This window comes from Pseudomonas yangonensis, assembly GCF_009932725.1.
Lineage (GTDB): Bacteria > Pseudomonadota > Gammaproteobacteria > Pseudomonadales > Pseudomonadaceae > Aquipseudomonas > Aquipseudomonas yangonensis.
The window spans coordinates 1-14,317 of the sequence record NZ_BLJU01000029.1 but is presented as its reverse complement, the minus strand read 5'-3'; the positions used below and the strand labels follow the sequence as shown (position 1 = coordinate 14,317).

General features: G+C 62.6%; 16 protein-coding genes and 2 pseudogenes. 6 read left to right on the top strand and 12 right to left on the bottom strand.

From position 1 onward, the window contains the following. Positions 1–7: 7 nt before the first annotated feature. Positions 8–610, bottom strand: a complete 603-nt coding sequence (locus GYB81_RS22780) for a hypothetical protein (protein WP_161865868.1) — start codon at positions 608–610, stop codon at positions 8–10. 271 nt (positions 611–881) lie between these two features. Between GYB81_RS22780 and GYB81_RS22775 the strand changes: the two genes are divergently transcribed. Further along, entirely contained in the window at positions 882–1,331 is a 450-nt protein-coding gene (locus GYB81_RS22775; RefSeq protein ID WP_161865869.1) for a hypothetical protein, read from the top strand. Here GYB81_RS22775 and GYB81_RS22770 read toward each other — a convergent pair whose 3' ends face one another. Beyond that, the gene (locus GYB81_RS22770) at positions 1,332–2,381 is read right to left on the bottom strand and encodes a GGDEF domain-containing protein (RefSeq protein WP_161865870.1); all 1,050 of its coding nucleotides are present in this window, start codon (positions 2,379–2,381) and stop codon (positions 1,332–1,334) included. 185 nt (positions 2,382–2,566) lie between these two features. On the opposite strand from GYB81_RS22770, the gene GYB81_RS22765 reads away from it, so the two are divergent. After that, positions 2,567–3,427 (top strand): CAP domain-containing protein, encoded by an 861-nt coding sequence (locus tag GYB81_RS22765; RefSeq protein ID WP_161865871.1) that lies wholly within the window; start codon positions 2,567–2,569, stop codon positions 3,425–3,427. Between the two features lie 9 nt (positions 3,428–3,436). Here the strand turns inward: GYB81_RS22765 and mdaB are convergent, their stop codons facing one another. Next, positions 3,437–4,024 carry an NADPH:quinone oxidoreductase MdaB gene (mdaB, locus tag GYB81_RS22760; RefSeq protein WP_161865872.1) on the bottom strand — a complete coding sequence of 196 codons (588 nt, stop codon included), beginning with the start codon at positions 4,022–4,024 and terminating at the stop codon, positions 3,437–3,439. Between the two features lie 151 nt (positions 4,025–4,175). On the opposite strand from mdaB, the gene GYB81_RS22755 reads away from it, so the two are divergent. The 3 genes and pseudogenes from GYB81_RS22755 (at position 4,176) to GYB81_RS25335 (ending at position 5,911) form a co-directional block, all read left to right on the top strand. After that, complete coding sequence (locus GYB81_RS22755) at positions 4,176–4,472, top strand: putative quinol monooxygenase (protein ID WP_161865873.1); 297 nt, start codon at positions 4,176–4,178, stop codon at positions 4,470–4,472. A 104-nt stretch (positions 4,473–4,576) separates the two neighbouring features. After that, positions 4,577–5,326, top strand: a pseudogene (locus GYB81_RS25340) (PAS domain-containing protein); the annotation flags it as partial. Beyond that, entirely contained in the window at positions 5,306–5,911 is a 606-nt protein-coding gene (locus GYB81_RS25335; protein WP_438810730.1) for a methyl-accepting chemotaxis protein, read from the top strand. The pseudogene GYB81_RS25340 and the gene GYB81_RS25335, both read left to right, overlap by 21 nt. Here the strand turns inward: GYB81_RS25335 and GYB81_RS25330 are convergent. The 3 genes and pseudogenes from GYB81_RS25330 to GYB81_RS22740 form a co-directional block, all read right to left on the bottom strand. Then, positions 5,908–6,330: a CZB domain-containing protein gene (locus GYB81_RS25330; RefSeq protein ID WP_233787660.1), complete on the bottom strand. Its 423-nt coding sequence runs from the start codon at positions 6,328–6,330 to the stop codon at positions 5,908–5,910. The genes GYB81_RS25335 and GYB81_RS25330 overlap by 4 nt on opposite strands. Before the next feature lie 42 nt (positions 6,331–6,372). Further along, positions 6,373–6,708: pseudogene (locus GYB81_RS25325) on the bottom strand (methyl-accepting chemotaxis protein); the annotation flags it as partial. 512 nt (positions 6,709–7,220) lie between these two features. Continuing rightward, positions 7,221–9,230: a peptidase U32 family protein gene (locus GYB81_RS22740; protein ID WP_161865876.1), complete on the bottom strand. Its 2,010-nt coding sequence runs from the start codon at positions 9,228–9,230 to the stop codon at positions 7,221–7,223. 114 nt (positions 9,231–9,344) lie between these two features. On the opposite strand from GYB81_RS22740, the gene GYB81_RS22735 reads away from it, so the two are divergent. Beyond that, the gene (locus tag GYB81_RS22735) at positions 9,345–10,181 is read left to right on the top strand and encodes a YecA/YgfB family protein (RefSeq protein WP_438810729.1); all 837 of its coding nucleotides are present in this window, start codon (positions 9,345–9,347) and stop codon (positions 10,179–10,181) included. A gap of 76 nt (positions 10,182–10,257) precedes the next feature. On the opposite strand, the gene GYB81_RS22730 is transcribed toward GYB81_RS22735, so the two are convergent. From GYB81_RS22730 to GYB81_RS22705, 6 genes are all read right to left on the bottom strand, one after another. After that, a complete protein-coding gene (locus tag GYB81_RS22730; protein WP_161865878.1) occupies positions 10,258–11,079 on the bottom strand; it encodes an HDOD domain-containing protein in 822 nt (273 codons plus the stop codon). Between the two features lie 186 nt (positions 11,080–11,265). Further along, positions 11,266–11,742, bottom strand: coding sequence for a serine protease inhibitor ecotin (eco, locus tag GYB81_RS22725; RefSeq protein ID WP_161865879.1), 477 nt, complete (start codon positions 11,740–11,742; stop codon positions 11,266–11,268). Positions 11,743–11,938: 196 nt separating this feature from the next. After that, on the bottom strand, positions 11,939–12,601 hold the full coding sequence (locus GYB81_RS22720) for a cytochrome c oxidase assembly protein (protein ID WP_161865880.1): 663 nt from the start codon (positions 12,599–12,601) through the stop codon (positions 11,939–11,941). Continuing rightward, on the bottom strand, positions 12,591–13,181 hold the full coding sequence (locus tag GYB81_RS22715; protein ID WP_161865881.1) for an SCO family protein: 591 nt from the start codon (positions 13,179–13,181) through the stop codon (positions 12,591–12,593). The genes GYB81_RS22720 and GYB81_RS22715 overlap by 11 nt, the downstream gene beginning before the upstream one ends. A 230-nt stretch (positions 13,182–13,411) precedes the next feature. Then, positions 13,412–13,759 (bottom strand): cupin domain-containing protein, encoded by a 348-nt coding sequence (locus GYB81_RS22710; RefSeq protein WP_013716543.1) that lies wholly within the window; start codon positions 13,757–13,759, stop codon positions 13,412–13,414. Between the two features lie 213 nt (positions 13,760–13,972). Further along, positions 13,973–14,317, bottom strand: a 345-nt coding sequence (locus GYB81_RS22705; RefSeq protein ID WP_161897958.1) for a phage infection protein, incomplete at its 5' end; no start/stop codon positions are given.

Here is a 14,317-nt window from a genome sequence, read left to right as displayed (position 1 = left end):
ATCCTTTTCAGTGAGTGAGTTGTTCGGTGCCGTCCTGCAGCAGTTGTTCGACCAGCTCGGTCAACTGCTGTCCCCCGGAGGGGAACATGTAGTCGTAGTCCCAGAGGCCGGTGTTCTTGTCTACCACGAGCTTTTTCTTGGAAAGAGCCAGCTGCTTGCCCTCGCTGTCGAGAATCTGCAGCTCGGCGGCCAGGTCGTATTTGTCGACGTAGATCGGACCGTTGACCCAGATCCAGATCGTCAGCGTCAACAGTGCGCCCGGGAAGTAGCCAGGGTGAGGGGTACGCTTGCCTTGCAGAGAGGAAAAGTCGAACTGCAGCTGAACGTCCTGCTCATTCAGCTTGGCCGGGAAGCTGATCACGCGCCGGAAGTATTCGCCTTTATCGACGTGCTGGCTGATTTGGGCCGTCAGCTGATTACCTATGTTGCGTCGGGTCTGTTCGTCGAGCTGCTGGTCGGTGACCTTAACGTCCTTGATCATGGCGCTGCCCGGCAAGGACTGCTCGATGATCTGGCTGGGAGGGGAAATGGGGCCGGCCGGGGTGAACGACATGCAGCCGGTCAGCGCCATGCTGGCAAGGCCGGCTGCAAGAAAGTGAGCTTTGAACATCTGTGGAGCATCCTTGGCGTATTGCTGAAAGCGGAACCGTCGATGTCACTGGTTCCGCCTGAGCGCAATCCCTTGTCATCCTTCGGCGCGGCGGGATATTAGCGTCAAGTTGCCATCATTGAAATGATGTTCATCACAGGCTTGCCGGCAAAAGCTTGCCCAAGATGGCAAATAAGCGCCGCGACGAGTACTGAAGCCCCCTTATCAATGGACTTCGAGACTGGCCCGAAACCTGCTTTGCCTGTGGCGAATGCTTTTGGCGGGAGGCCATATGACCAGCATCAACAACAGCACGCCTGCCATGCTCAGCTACTACGGCAGCCAGCTCAACAATCGTTCCAGTGCCGCCAGCGGTGAAGCCGACGGCCAGACTGGTCAGGACCCGCTGGGCGATCTGCGACGTTTCGCCAAGCAGGTCGTCGCGCGCAGCGAGGGTGGACTGCTGCGGGCGATGAACGGCGGCGCGGCGACGTCCCCCAACGCCGCGCAGCGCGGTGCCGAGGGTCAAGTCGCGGCGCCCTCGGTGATCCAGTTGCCCGATGTGACGCAGCTCGATCGCGACGATGCCGCCAAACTGCTGCAGCAGGTGCAGAAGATGGTCGATGCCGGCCTGGACGGCAGCGTTCGCATCGCCGGGCACAATGGCGACAAGCAGACCGACTCGCTGGAAACCTACCGCCAGTGGCTGCAGGAAAAGGGCGGGCTCAGCGTCTACGCCTGATCAACCCAGGGCGGGTTTGCCGTCACCCATGTCTTCACGGGTGATCACACGGTTGCGTCCGGCACGTTTGGCGGCATAGGTACGTCTGTCAGCCGCCAGCATCAGCGCGTCGAGGGTTTGTCCGTCCGTTCCGAAGCTCGCCACACCGGCGCTCAGCGTCATGGGCAGAGCGCTGCCATCAAAGGTCAACGGCTCCGCTGCCAGACGCTCGCGCAGATTCTCGGCGATGTCCCGGGCCTGCGTCGCCGTGCTGTTCGGCAATAGCACAGCGAACTCCTCGCCGCCCAGGCGGCAGAACAGATCATTGATGCGCAAGCGTTGCGCCAGCACCGTGGCGAAGTGGGCCAGGGCGCGGTCCCCGACCTCGTGGCCGAAGCGATCATTGATCTGCTTGAAGTGATCGATATCGAGAAACACCAGCGAAAGCGGGGTGCCATTGCGTAGCGCATGGGCGCGTTCGCGGTCGAACACCTCGGCCAGTTTCAGCCGGTTCGGCAGGCCGGTGAGTGCGTCGGTGGTGGCCTGCTCGGTCAGACGCTTTTCGTTGAGAATGCGGCTGCGCTCGTAGATGTGGGCGAAAATCATCACCGCCAGACTGGCCAGGCCGAGATTCGCGACGATCTCGATGTTCTGCAGCAGACTTTCGGAAGAAAACCGCCGAGTGAAGACAAACAGGCCGATGCCGACGAACAGCACCGAGCCGTACATGCCCAGGCGCAGCCCCAGCAGCAGATAGCAGATGATCGGAATCGACTGTATCCAGGCGAACACTGCGAAGGAGGTGTGGGTCTGAGCCAGCGCCACGATCATGATGCTGAAGAACGGCAGCAGGTAAGCCGCGGTCAATAGCTGCAGGTTGCGGGTTCGGTCGAGGATGGTCAGCAGATACAGCGATATGGCGGCGTAACCGAGCTCCAGACCCGCCAGCAGCCAGTTATCGTGCAGCAGGTTGACCACGGAGAAGAACAAACCGCCGCTCAAGGTGATCCATAGCAAGGCTTTGAGGACCAGGCGTCGATGTTGCTCATTCTTGGCGAAGTAACCGGGCATCAGTGTTCTCGAGCGGAGTGGAGCAAGTGCGCAGTGCGCGATGGCGGCAGGTGGCGTCATGCAGGAACCCTGCCGAGTGCTGGCGAGTCCATGATTCGCAGGCATTCGAAGGGACGAGGAAACGCGGCCATGATAGTGCGCCGGGAAATACGTCAGAATCACGACGTTAGTTGGGAGAGGGCTGTATGACAACAACGATGGACAAACGGGGCTGGTATCGCTGCCTGCTGGCGCTGCTGCTGATGGGGGGTCTGCATTCGGCTCAGGCCGGCGAGGACCTGGCACTGATCGAGACGATCAACGCCTATCGCAGCGACGTGCAGCGCTGCGGCGTGCAGGCCTCCGAACCGCTGCCGCCGTTGACCAACGACCCGCGCCTGATACTGCCGGCCAATGGTACTGCGGATCTGCAGGATGCCCTGAGTGCCTCCGGTTATCCGCTGGTCAACGTTCAGGCCATCACGCTGTCTGGCCCGCGAAACGCCCAGGCGGCGATGCAGGCGTTGAGCGAGAGCTTCTGCCGCGTGCTGCTCGACCCCCAATTCATCGACATCGGCGTCAGTCAGCAGGATCGAGACTGGCGCATCGTGCTTGCACGGCCACTGCTGAGCGGGCGCCTGCAAACCTGGCAGACCGAGGGGGAAAGTCTGTTACTGCTGATCAATTCCGCCCGCGCCGAGGCGCGCCAGTGCGGCGACCAGACATTCGCCGCCACGGCGCCACTGGTATGGAACGCCGCATTGGGCAGCGCCGCCGAGAGTCATAGCCGGGCCATGGCCAACGGCAACTTCTTCGCTCACCAGGGGCGTGACGGTCTGACGCCGGGAGATCGGGCCGAGCTGGCAGGTTATGCTGGCACCAGGGTCGGCGAGAATATCGCCGCTGCGCTGGACACCACCGCCAAGGTGGTCGAGGGCTGGCTGGCCAGCCCCGGGCACTGCGCCAACATCATGAACCCGGAGTTCAGCGAGCTGGGCGCTGCCTACGCCAATGACCCGCAGAGCGACGCCGGCATCTACTGGACGGCGCTGTTCGGCGGGCAATGACGGCTTGATTCAGCTGACGCCGAACACCTCGGCCAGGTGCTGCTCGTAGCGCGCCACATCACGTTCGATGTCAGGCATCTTCATTACGTCATTGCACAGAAAGCTGGGCAGGGCGCTCATACCGAGGAACTCGTTGGCCTTGTGGAAGGGGAAGTACACCGCGTCCACACCTTTGCCTTCGAAGAAGTCGCTGGGGTCTTCGAAGGCCTGCAGCGGAGCGTTCCAGGTCAGCGAGAGCATGTATTGCTTACCCTGGATCAGCCCGCCGCTGCCGTACTTTTGCGAGGCATCGGAGCGCGTGCGCCCGTCGTTGGCGTAGAGGCTGCCATGACCGGCGGTGAACACCTCGTCGATGTACTTCTTCACCGTCCAGGGGGCGCCCATCCACCAGCCCGGCATCTGGTAGATCACCACGTCGGCCCAGAGGATTTTCTGCACTTCTTCTTCGATGTCGTAACCGCCATCGATAAAGGTGGTCTTGATGTCGAAGCCGGCGCGATCGAGGAAGGCCACGGCAGCATCGTGCAGGGTGGCGTTGTACTGGCCGTTGGAATGGGCGAAGGCTTTGCCGCCATTGAGCAGGAGGATCTTTTTCATCAGGGTTCTCCAGAAAATGTGCCGGCAGGTTATCCGGCCCCACGCGGGCGAAATACCCCGAAGCGATCAAATCATTATTGACTAAACGTCATGAAACTAGATGAGAATCCTGCGTTAAGGTGAAGCTTCTTGTTACCTCGGGAGTCCCTTCATGCACGCCTTCATCCTTCACGCTCACACCCGGCCCGAGCAGGCCGAGGCTTTCGAGCAGCTGTTTCAGGCTTACGTCGAACCCAGTCGAGCCGAGCCCGGCTGCATCCAGTACCACATGCTGCGCGACGCGCAGGACCCGACGCTGTTCATCTTCTTTGAGGTATGGGCGACACCGGCGGCACTGGCCGAGCACATGGCGCTGCCGCATATGCGTGCCTTCCATGAGCGGCGCATGGATTATCTGCGCCGTGATCTGGAGATGCGTGAAGTGGTCATGCTCAGCCCTGCTGCTTGATCCCGTGCGCCGACGCGCTTGCCTCTGACAATTTTTTTATACGCCTTCTATGCTTGAGCTGAAGTTGGCCTGGCTCAACGCAGGGACAGCCGACGCTCTGGAGAATGACTGCTTGGAGAAGGCGCATGTTCGCTAATCGATTGAAAAGGGAGTTGCAGGATAAAGATGCCGAGCTGGCGCTGTACAAGCAGCTCTACGAGGGCATCCGGGCACAGAAAATCATGCTGTCGATAGATCCCGATAGGCGAATCGTCGACTGTAACGACAAGTTCGCCCGTTTCGTCGGCTATGCACCCGAGCAGCTGCAAGGGCGCCCACTGAGCGACATCGTGCCGGCTTACGTCAAGGATTTGCCGTGCTTCAAGAACCTCAACGCGGCGATCACCTCGGGGAGTTCGGTCAGTGATCGTTACCGCTTCCTGCGCAGCGATGGTGCGCTGGTATGGGTGCAAGCCTCCTGGATGCCGCTGGCCGACGAGCGTGGTGTGGTGCGTAAGATTCAGTGCATCGGCAGCGACGTGACCGAGAGCATGAACGAGGCGCGTGAGAACGAGGACTTCATCAATGCCTTGCTACGCTCCACTGCGGTGATCGAGTTCGATCTCCAGGGGCATGTGCTCAATGCCAATCAGCAGTTTCTCGATGCCATGGGCTACAGCCTGGAGCGGATCAAGGGCCAGCATCACCGGATCTTCTGTGAGCCGCAGGAGGTGTCCTCCAGCGAATACGCCCGGTTCTGGGAGCGGCTCAACCGTGGCGAGTTCGTCGCCGGGCGCTTCAAGCGGGTGGACAGCCATGGCCGGTCCGTCTGGCTGGAGGCTACCTACAACCCGGTGCATGACACGCAGAACCGCCTGTACAAGGTGGTCAAGTTCGCTACCGTCATCACCGAGCAGGTCAACCGTGAGGAGGAGGTCAACGACGCCGCCGACACCGCCTACGGCATCTCCCAGCGCACCGACACCACTGCTCAGCACGGCGCACAGGTAGTGACCGAGACCGTGCAGACCATGCAGCGTATTGCCCAGGAAATGACGTCGGCGTCCGAGGGTATCGAAGCCCTCGGCAAGCAATCAGTGCTGATCAGTACCATGGTGCAGACCATCGGCGGCATCGCCCAGCAAACCAACCTGTTGGCGCTCAACGCCGCTATCGAGGCGGCGCGGGCTGGCGAGCAGGGACGCGGCTTCGCGGTCGTGGCTGACGAGGTGCGCCAGTTGGCCAGCCGCACCAGCAAGGCCACCGAGGAGATCGTCGGGGTGGTGCAGGACAACCAGAAGCTGGTGGACGCTGCGGTACGCGACATGGCCAGCAGTCGCGCCCAGGCCGAGACCGGACTGACCCTGGCCAACCAGGCGGGCGACGTTATCGTCGAGATTCGCCAGGGCGCCAAACAGGTTCTCGGAGCGGTGGAGCGTTTCGCCCGGCAGTTGCACTAGGCCGGTACGGCGCGCAGACGCGGACGCTCCAATGGTGCCGTCAGGCCCTTGTCGTATTCGTAGAGCACTTTGCTGACGATGCGCATCACCTCGATGTTGGCATCCTCCATGGTGGTCAGATTGTCCAGCGTCTCCTGCAGCCGACCTTCGGCGAAGGCGGTAATGGCCTGGGCACCGCACTGGTGAACCTGCTCGTGTGGGTGTTCGATCTGGCGGAACTCGCGGTTGCCCTGCAGCGCCGCGTTGCCCTCGCCGTAATACCAGCGGCCGAACAGACACTGTTCTTCGGTGGGCAGGTCGCGGACATCGCTCTTGCCGCTGAGAATCGCCTGATAAACCGAGGCCTTGAGCGATAGCTCGGCAAGGTTGGCGAGTTCGATGCCGGAGCGAAAGAACGACTGGCTGATCTCGTGGTGCATGCGCTGCGCCTGGCCGTGAACGTTGAGCATGGCACCGCTGGCTTCGGTGGTCATGGCATGGAAGTGCCCTGCACTGCCCGCGTGTTGCTGGATTTCCTGCTGAGCAGCGTGGATCACGCTCTGGATGTCTGCCGTCTCACGAACGATGTCCTGAGTTGCGCTGGCAGTTTTCTCTGCCAGGTCGCGGATTTCGCCAGCGACCACGGCGAAGCCGCGACCGGACTCCCCTGCGCGCGCTGCCTCGATGGCTGCATTGAGTGCCAGGAGGTTGGTCTGGCTGGCGATGCTGCCGATCAGTCCGACGATGCGGTCGATCTCGCTGGCGCGCTTGACCAGTTCCGAGATGCGCTGATTGAGACTGGCCAGACCGTCTTCCATGCGTTGCGATTCCTCCTGCAACTGACCGAACTTGAGCTTGTTCTGGATCGCCGCATTCGCTACGTCCTGGGCGCGGCGATTGTTCTCATCGAGACGTGCGTTGAGATATCCGAAGGAATCACCGACATGCCCGATCGACTGGCCGAACTTGAGCAGGTTACTCGCCAGCCCCTGGTAGAAGCGCAGGTCGTTCTGCAGACGGGTGTCCTTATCGCAGGCTTGCAGTGCAGCGCGCAGATGCTGAGTTTCCTGTTCGCTGGCCGCGAGGCGAGCGAGCAGGGCCTGATGGTCGGCTTCGAGGCTGCGATGACGTTTGGCGCTGACGAAAAGCATGGCGGTACCCGGCACGAAAGGAAAAGGTCGTGGGGGACGTTTCAGTTTTCGTGCCAGCACCTGGCGTCTTGAAAATCAATGACTTGGCGTTTCGAAGTCATTATGACTAGATGTCAATTTGACATCTCGTGGTGTTAATGACCTGATTTACCCGGCCTGTCATCAGGCCGTGGCAAGCGTCAATGGCTGTAACCCGGCTTCTGGCGAATGGTCTTGAGCAGGTCGTCCGGGCTGATGTGGCCGACCACCTGGGCCGCGGCGCTGCCTGGCTGTGGCAGGTCAAGGATGTGACCCTTCATCTTGCCGATCACGTGCATCTCGCACGGCTTGCAGTCGAACTTCAGCGTCAGCACTTCATCGCCATGCACCAGTTGCATCGGCGCCACCTTGGTGCGCACGCCGGTCACGCCCTTGGCCTGTTTCGGGCACAGGTTGAAGGAAAAGCGCAGGCAGTGCTTGGTGATCATCACCGGCACCTCGCCGGCTTCCTCGTGGGCCTCGTAGGCCGCGTCGATCAGTTGCACGCCGTGACGGTGGTAGAAGTCGCGGGCCTTCTGGTTGTAGACGTTGTAGAGAAAGCTCAGGTGCGATTCCGGATACACAGGCGCCGGATCGGTTTCGGCCTTGCGGCTGCCGCGTGGATGGGCAGCGACGCGTGCTTCGGTCAGTGCCTCGATGGCCTCGCGGCGCAAGGCCTTGAGCTGCGAATTGGGCACGAAGAAGGCCTGAGGGGCATCCAGCGTCACGCCCTGCGCGTGGTAGATGGTGGTGCCGAGCTGTGTGAGCAGATCGCGCAGGCCGTCCAGCGCCTGCTCCGGTTTGTTGGCCGCGCCGAATGGGCCGGGCAGGGCGACCTCGATGCTGATGCCTTCTTCGCTGGTGGCGGTTAGCGTCAGGGCATTCTCACGCAGCACGGCCTTCCAGCTGACGCCGATGCGTCGCTCGGCGCTGGTGCGCTGCAGCGCCTGTTGCCAGTTGTGGTCGAGGTTGCGGCTCAGCGGATGATTCGGGCGCAGGCGGAAGAGCCCTTCGGGCATCTCGTTGGGCTCGACACGGTAGCGGTAGCGCTTCTCGCCGTCCTCTTCGAACTCGGCTTTGAGCTCGGCGATATTGGCGCGGAAACCGACGACCTCGCGCTTGACCAGCACGTTGAGGCCATCGCCGTTGGACAACGGCTCATGGGTGACGGCGATCAGGTCGCGCTTGTTCACCCTCTCGACATGGCCGACAGACAGCCCGGTGAAGGTCGGCGAGTCGAAGGCGCCGATGTCCACCTTGCGCTCGGTGACGAAGTAATCGGTGCTGCCACGGTGGAAGGTCTTGTCCGGATCGGGCACGAAGAAGTGCGCGGTACGACCACTGGAGGCGCGGGCCAGGTCCGGACGGTCTTCGAGAATCGCGTCGAGTTCGCGGCGGTAGTGGGCGGTGATGTTCTTCACGTAGGCCACGTCCTTGTAGCGGCCCTCGATCTTGAACGAGCGCACGCCAGCCTCGACCAGGGCGCGCAGGTTGGCGCTCTGGTTGTTGTCCTTCATCGACAGCAGGTGCTTCTCGTAGGCGATCACGCCGCCTTTTTCATCCTTGAGGGTGTAGGGCAGGCGGCAGGCCTGCGAGCAGTCGCCGCGGTTGGCGCTGCGCCCGGTCTGCGCATGGGAGATGTTGCACTGGCCGGAGAAGGCCACGCACAGCGCACCGTGGATGAAGAACTCGATGGCCGCGTCGGTGGCATCGGCGATCTGGCGGATTTCCTGCAGATTCAGCTCGCGTGCCAGCACCAGCTGGGAGAAACCGGCCTGGTCGAGAAACTTCGCCCGCGCCAGGGTGCGGATATCGGTTTGGGTACTGGCATGCAGCTCGATGGGCGGAATGTCCAGTTCCATCACCCCCATGTCCTGCACGATCAGCGCATCCACGCCGGCGTCGTAGAGTTGGTGAATCAGCGCGCGCGCCGGCTCCAGCTCATCGTCATGCAGAATGGTATTGATCGTGGTGAACACCCGCGCGTGATAACGGCGGGCGAATTCCACCAGCCTGGCGATATCGCTCACCTCGTTGCAGGCGTTGTGCCGCGCGCCGAAGCTCGGGCCGCCGATGTAGACGGCGTCGGCGCCATGGAGGATGGCCTCGCGGGCGATCTCGACATCGCGGGCAGGGCTGAGCAGTTCCAGGTGGTTCTTGGGCAAGGACATGATGTTTTTCTTTATCAGGCGGCACGGGCAAGCTGCGCATTGTAGCGGCAGCCCGTGGCATCGGCATCCGTCCCGACGAGCGCACCTGCGACAAAGCCCGGAAACGGTCCGCAGATGGGTAGGAGCGAATTTGTTCGCGATCATGGAGCCGCACCAAGCAAAAGCCTATCGCGAGTAAATTCGCTCCTGGCGATATGCCGGGTTGCAGATTTTGGCGTTTCTAGGTCTGCAGGCCCGGCGCTCAGGCTGTTTCGCGGCGGCCAACTGTGGGACAGTAGCGCCCTTTTTTCAGTGAGAGGCGTGGCGATGGACAACAGAGGCCTGGAGAAGCTCGATCAGTGGCTGCTCAAGTACGGCAACGATGACTCGATCCTCTCTGCCAGCGAGCTGGACGGCTATTTCGCGGCCATCGTCTCTGCCCCGCGCCAGGTCGCGCCGGCCGTCTGGTATGCGGCGATCTGGGCCGGCCAGCCGCCGCAATGGCCGAGCGACAGGGACGGCGAGCGCTTCATGAAGCTGGCCGTGGAGCTGATGAGCGAAGCCACTTACATGCTCAGTGAGGAGCCGGACGACTACGAGGCGATCTTCCTCGCTGATGACAAGGGCAAGGGTGAGAAGCTGATCGTTTCCGAGTGGTGCGCCGGCTACCTGCGCGGCGCGGCAGTGGCCGGCTGGCTGGAGGAGTCGCTGCCCGACTCGGTGGCGGCAGCTATGGCGTTGATTACCCTGCACGGTGACGAAAGCGGCACCGAGACGCTCAAGGCGATGTCCGACGCCGAATACGATGCCAGCACGGCGATGATCGAGCCGGCCGCCGTCGAGCTTTACGAGTACTGGCAGCAGAACCTGGACCCGCTGCTGCCGGTACGCCGCGATGAGGCCAAGGTCGGCCGCAACGACCCCTGCACCTGCGGCAGCGGCAAGAAATACAAGCAGTGCTGCATGCGCTGATTGCGTGTGCGCTGCAGCCAGTCGGCTGAGTTCGATACCTCAGCCGTCTGGTGGTTACGGTGTTGAAGCGCGCCCGTCAGCCGAGCAGTTCGGCAAATGCCTTGTCCGCCTCCAATACTGCCGGCAAGGCTTCGAACAGCTTGTCCAGATCGACCTCTTCGAACAGTGGGCCGTCCAGGCTCTGCTTGGCCTGCTCGTTGACACCATGCGAGTCGATGGCTTCGGCGACTGTGACTGATTGCGCGACCAGGCGCGCATAGCGATTGTCGCCAGGCGCCTGGGTCGGACGCGCCTGGTAGGCGATGGCGCGCTGGATCAGTGCCGGCAACTGCCAGCGCCGCGTCAGTTCGGCGCCGACCTCGGGGTAACCGAAGCCCAGCTGCAGGGTCTCCTCGGCGGCGTGAGCAGCGGCCTCGCGTTTCGGGTGGCGGTTTATGCGCCTGGCGAAATCCGGCGCACCGGTCTGGATCAGCAGCTCGCCGATGTTGTGCATCATGCCGCAGGTGAAGGCCGCGTCGGCGTCCAGCTTCAACTGCTTGGCCAGGCAGCGGGCGATACTGGCGACGCGGAAACTGCGAATCCAGAAACCCTTGAGGTCGAAGCCGGTATCGGTCTTGAACGCGCCGGTCATGGCCGAGGCCAACACCAGCGTACGCAGCGTGTTGAAGCCCAGGCGCATGGCGGCGTCTTCCACGCTCACCGCTTCGCGGGAGCCGCGAAAGCGCGGTGAGTTGGCCAGGCGCAATACCTTGGCGGCGATAACCGGATCGCGTTCGATGTTGCGCGCCACGCTTTCCAGGCTGGAGGAGGGGTTGTCGAACTGTTGGATCAGCTCCTGCGCGACCTTCGGAATGCTGGGCAGGGTGTGCAGTTGGGCAAAGAGGCTATCAATATCCATGTGGGCTCCGGTAGATACGGGCGCGATGCTGGCGCTCGGTGAGAAGGTGCCCTTTGAGCATAGCCGCGTCGGCCATCGCATCCAGTCTCGCAGCCGCTGGCTAGAGCTTTTTTCACCGCTCGGCCCACTCTTGCGCAAGCGCAGCGACGCACGGGCCGTCCATGGCCGGTGCGGCAGCGTCCGCCGTTACTGGCGCGGCGCTGGGCTGGTCTCGCCCGTAGCCGACCACAGGCGATAGCGCACCTCGATATCGTCCGGCGTATAGATCACCAGCGGCAGCTTGCTGTTGTAGCGCAGCAGTTGCGGCTCGCCGCCGACGCGCACGAATGCCTGCTTGCGGCTGCCGTCCGGGCAGGCCATCTGCGTGCTCACGGCCGGGCCTACCCGGTCCAGTTCGTAATAGCTGTAGCCCCAGCCCTCGACGGTCTTTTCCTGCCACCGGCCGCCCAGGCGTTGCTGATTACAGTCCACCTCCAGCGTTTTGCCGGCGATGATTTCTACCTTGTACTCGGCTTCGTTGGCTTGCGCCGGCAGCTCGATCACGTGGCGGCTGTAGCCTGCGGCCGCCGTAGGGTAGGGTTTCAGTGCCTCGGGCGTGGCGGCGCAGGCCGCCAGCGGCAGCGCGCAGAAGAGGGTGAATAACGGCAGTTTGCGTCGGTTCATGATGATTCCTTGCTGAAAGGCCTTTTGAGCCATCCGTGATTGGGAAACCGCCGGGTCGGCGGAGCAGCACAGACCCTCTTCAATAGGTCAGGTTCCCGCGCTTTTCAAGCGGCCTCAGGCGCCATGCCGTCGCTTTCGCTTCGTCATGCCGGGATCATGGCCAGACTTCTGTCGCTGGCCATTACCGCACCTAAGATCACCGGGCGGGCCCCGCCTCGTCGCCGAGCAGGGACTCGTCATCCCTGAGCAAGCGGCCTGCCAGCGCCAGCGTGGCGCCGAGGTAGACCACTGCACTCCAGCCCGCCATCAGCATGCCGCCCAGGCGCTGGTCGTCCAGGGCCTGCAGGCCGAAAGCGCCCAGGCAAAGCTCGGGAGGATAAATGAGCTGTGGCGCCATGATCAGTACGACGCCCAGCATGGTCATGTGGGCAAACGTCAGGAAAAAGCCGCACAGCGTCAGCACCAGCCCCTGCTGTGAACGCCTGGCGAAACCCAGTAGCCAGATGGCCAGGCCAACGGCAAGGAAGCTGGCCTGCTGCAGCACGAACAGCGGAGCACGCAGAGCGGCGGCTTCATGCAGGGCGGGCAGGTGCCAGCCCCATACCACCAGTAATTCGGCGATGAAGGCCAGGCTCAGCCAGGTTGCGCTTGCGTAGCGGTCAAGGCATAGCCCGGCGCGCGCCATGCCGATAGCCAGCAGAGGGGCCGCGAGTGCCACGACGCCCAGGTGCAGGATCATGTGCAGCGAGAACGCCGTGCGGCTCATGGCAGGCAAGGGGCCAAGCCAGAGCGCTGCCAGTACCAGCAGGCCGAGGTACAGCGGCCAGTTTGGTGATGACTCAGCGCTTTCAGTCTGCATCGAGGTGGTTACCGATACTGCGTGCCAGGTGCTCGGGCGTGACGTTCTGGGCGAACAGTTCAACGAGGCGTCCGTCGGGCGCCACCAGATAAAGACCGGTGGAGTGCTCGAGCAGGTAGGTACCCTTGGCCTCGCGTCGTGATACGTAGACACCGTAAGCATCGGCAGCCTGGCTCACCTGCCGGGCGCTGCCGCTCAGGCCGAGAATGCGTGGGTCGAAGAAACTCGTGTAACGCTGCAGAAGCTGTGGGCTGTCGCGTTCCGGGTCGAGCGTGATGAACAGGGGTTGCAGGTGACGGCTGCGTGGCCCGAGCTTGTCCAGTGCCGTGGCGACTGTGGCCAGGGTGGTGGGGCACACGTCCGGGCAGTGTGTGAAGCCAAATGACAGCAGCATCCAGCGTTCGGCAAAACTGTTCTGGTCAACGCGCCGGCCCTGATGGTCGACCAACTCGAATGGCCCGGCGACCTTCCCGACCAAGGCCGCTGGCGGTACTGCAGCCGGCCACAACCTGTAGGCCAGCGGCAAGCCCGCCAGCAGCAGGCCGATGCAAATTACCGCGCGCCATAGTGATCGCTTCATCCTGCCATCCCGAATTGCAGCCCGATCTCTACAGACCCGCAATCGGCCATTGGGTGCCCGAAAGATCTGTGGTTCGTTTGTTTGACGGCCGGGCGTGCTGGCTCAATAGCCCTGCACGGCGGTGGGGATGCTGGAGGCGTGAGCGCCCCGGGGTGGCGATACACGCCGCGCTCTACGGCGGGCAGGTCGGTGGGCGTCGTGCGGACGCACACCGATACGAGGTGCAGCGATCAGGCGAAAACGAAGTACTTGCGCACCGTCTCGACCACTTCCCAGGTGCCCTTCATGCCGGGCTCGACCACGAAGATGTCGCCGGCCTTGAGGTGAATCGGCTCCATACCGTCCGGGGTGATGATGCAGTAGCCTTCCTGGAAGTGGCAGTACTCCCACTTCACGTACTCCACGCGCCATTTGCCGGGCGTGCAGATCCAGGTTCCCATGATCTTGCTGCCATCGTCGGACGTGTAGGCGTTGAGATTGACGGTGTGCGGGTCACCTTCGATGCGCTCCCACTTGCAGGCATCGACAACGGGCATCGGCTGGGTATCGCGCAGAACGGTGATCGGTTTGTTGGCCATGTGGCGCTCCGGTATCGGTCTAAAAGAGCCTTCACCATAGAGCGGGGGCGGAGTGTCGGGTTGCCTGGGGTCGACACGGGGCTATTCATTCGCGCTGTGGCCGACGGGCTTTTTCAGCGCTTGAAAAAACAAGGCCGGCTTATCAGGCCGGCCTTTTCGGGCTGCATTTGCATCGAGTCATACGACGTTCTCGAATAGTGGGTGAAGGCCGTATCAGGCGGTGCGGTTCTGGATCAGACGATCGGAGCCACCTTCGGCGACGCGGTTCTGGATCAGACGGTCAGAGCCACCTTCGGCAACACGGTTCTGAATCAGACGATCGGAGCCACCTTCGGCAACGCGGTTCTGGATCAGACGGTCGGAGCCACCTTCGGCAACACGGTTCTGGATCAGACGATCGGAGCCACCTTCAGCGACGCGGTTCTGGATCAGACGATCGGAGCCACCTTCGGCAACGCGGTTCTGGATCAGGCGGTCGGAACCACCTTCGGCGACGCGGCTTTCCATCAGACGGTCGGAGCCGCCTTCGGCGACACGGTTCTGGATCAGGCGGTCGGA

Excerpts from the sequence above, each read along its gene's own strand:
- GYB81_RS25330 (WP_233787660.1), bottom strand. The coding sequence starts at position 6,330 with ATGCACCACGAGATCAGCCAGTCGTTCTTTCGCTCCGGCATCGAACTC.
- GYB81_RS22735 (WP_438810729.1), top strand. The coding sequence starts at position 9,345 with ATGGGTAGGAGCGAATTTGTTCGCGATCATGGAGCCGCACCAAGCAAA.
- eco (WP_161865879.1), bottom strand. The coding sequence starts at position 11,742 with ATGAACCGACGCAAACTGCCGTTATTCACCCTCTTCTGCGCGCTGCCG.
- GYB81_RS22765 (WP_161865871.1), top strand. The coding sequence starts at position 2,567 with ATGACAACAACGATGGACAAACGGGGCTGGTATCGCTGCCTGCTGGCG.
- GYB81_RS22710 (WP_013716543.1), bottom strand. The coding sequence starts at position 13,759 with ATGGCCAACAAACCGATCACCGTTCTGCGCGATACCCAGCCGATGCCC.
- GYB81_RS22730 (WP_161865878.1), bottom strand. The coding sequence starts at position 11,079 with ATGGATATTGATAGCCTCTTTGCCCAACTGCACACCCTGCCCAGCATT.
- GYB81_RS22715 (WP_161865881.1), bottom strand. The coding sequence starts at position 13,181 with ATGAAGCGATCACTATGGCGCGCGGTAATTTGCATCGGCCTGCTGCTG.
- GYB81_RS22755 (WP_161865873.1), top strand. The coding sequence starts at position 4,176 with ATGCACGCCTTCATCCTTCACGCTCACACCCGGCCCGAGCAGGCCGAG.
- GYB81_RS22740 (WP_161865876.1), bottom strand. The coding sequence starts at position 9,230 with ATGTCCTTGCCCAAGAACCACCTGGAACTGCTCAGCCCTGCCCGCGAT.
- GYB81_RS22780 (WP_161865868.1), bottom strand. The coding sequence starts at position 610 with ATGTTCAAAGCTCACTTTCTTGCAGCCGGCCTTGCCAGCATGGCGCTG.
- mdaB (WP_161865872.1), bottom strand. The coding sequence starts at position 4,024 with ATGAAAAAGATCCTCCTGCTCAATGGCGGCAAAGCCTTCGCCCATTCC.
- GYB81_RS22720 (WP_161865880.1), bottom strand. The coding sequence starts at position 12,601 with ATGCAGACTGAAAGCGCTGAGTCATCACCAAACTGGCCGCTGTACCTC.
- GYB81_RS22775 (WP_161865869.1), top strand. The coding sequence starts at position 882 with ATGACCAGCATCAACAACAGCACGCCTGCCATGCTCAGCTACTACGGC.
- GYB81_RS22770 (WP_161865870.1), bottom strand. The coding sequence starts at position 2,381 with ATGCCCGGTTACTTCGCCAAGAATGAGCAACATCGACGCCTGGTCCTC.